Origin of the sequence: Novosphingobium sp. GV079, from assembly GCF_003058045.1 — a bacterium.
GTDB lineage: Bacteria > Pseudomonadota > Alphaproteobacteria > Sphingomonadales > Sphingomonadaceae > Novosphingobium > Novosphingobium capsulatum.
On the sequence record NZ_QBUE01000054.1, the window covers coordinates 1 to 1350 of the forward strand.

Consider the following 1350-nt stretch of genomic DNA (forward strand, 5'->3'; position numbering starts at 1 on the left):
CAAAAGGGCACGCCTTACCACTGGCTGGGTTTTAATCCGCCACGCTCAGCACCTCGCCGGCGTTCCAGTGGCTGGTTTTGTCACCGCCGTGCACAGCTGGACGAAATCGCCACGTTGAAGACGCGGCTCTATCGCAACACGTTTTACAACCTGCTGCGGGCGTTCGACAATCGCAGCGAAATCACCCAGACTCACGGCCGTGCGCTCAACAGCCCCTATTGGGATGAAGCATTGGGCGGATCGGCGGAATTGACGCTGCGGCCCTCGGCCAGGGAGCGGCTCTCGGTTTCGGCGCAGATGCGGTCCGATCGCCACAAGGAAGCGCAGACCAGCTTCCCCAGCGGCGCGACCGAGCCTGTCCAGACCGATCTGGAAGATACCTACAGCCTGGCCGCCGAAAACGAATATCAGGTCATCACCGCGCGGAGCCATCTGGTGGAAGCGCGCGTCCGGCTCGACAACATGATCTGCGGTCTTTGCGCCACGTTTGGCTATCGCCCTGGCGCTGGCCAAGGAAAGGCATTCCTCGAGAAGATCATGCAGGCCGCCCATATTCCTGATCTGAGTGACGCCATCGCTTACTTGTTGTCGGTACGTGCGGAGCTGATGGAACAGATCAAAGAAATGGATCGGCGGTTGCGCGTTATCGCTAGTCAGTCACAGGCCCGTGAAATCCTGATGACCATACCGCGCATCGGGGTGCAGACATCGGCCGCCTCCGCAGCTGCGGTCGATGAGGCACGCCGCTTCCGACAATCCCGCAACGCCGGCGCCTACTTCGGCCTGGTGCCCCGACGGCATCAATCGGGCGAGCTCGACCGGGCGGGCCGGATTACCAAACAGGGCGACGGGACCGTGCGCAAGCTGCTTTACGAAGCCGCCAACTCGATCCTTACCCGAAGCCGGGAGACCTTTGCCCTGAAGACATAGGCTATGAAGATCGCCAAGCGTCGCAGCCTGAAAAAGGCCCGCGTCGTGCTCGCACGCCGCCTCGCGGTCATCATGCATGCCATGCTGCGCGATGGTACTTTGTTCCAAGCATGAGGTAAGGTAGAAGCTGTTTGCCAGCGGTGAAGCGTCAGAGCTGATCCGAGGGCGGTGTCCCGCGAGGGAACGCAGGGACGAACGATCTGCGAAGGTTACCGGATGGGCCAACAAGCCCGCTTCGAGTCAATGCAACGTTCGCCTGTGTGAGACGCGATAAAGCACGACCAAGCTTCGGTTCGGCCAGTGCGGACAGATCCATGAAACCCTGAGTGCCTGATTCGGAAGTTTCTCAAGCAAGGCAATAGGTTGCGGTTCGCCGGGTGATCATTCGGATGGAAGCGATGAGGGCCCATGCGGTCGAGG

General features: G+C 60.7%; 1 protein-coding gene. It reads left to right on the forward strand.

Annotated elements, in window-relative coordinates:
- Window positions 1-930: transposase (locus C8K14_RS22965; protein WP_208110675.1), on the forward strand; the 930-nt coding region annotated here is incomplete at its 5' end.
- Between the last annotated feature and the right edge of the window lie 420 nt (window positions 931-1350).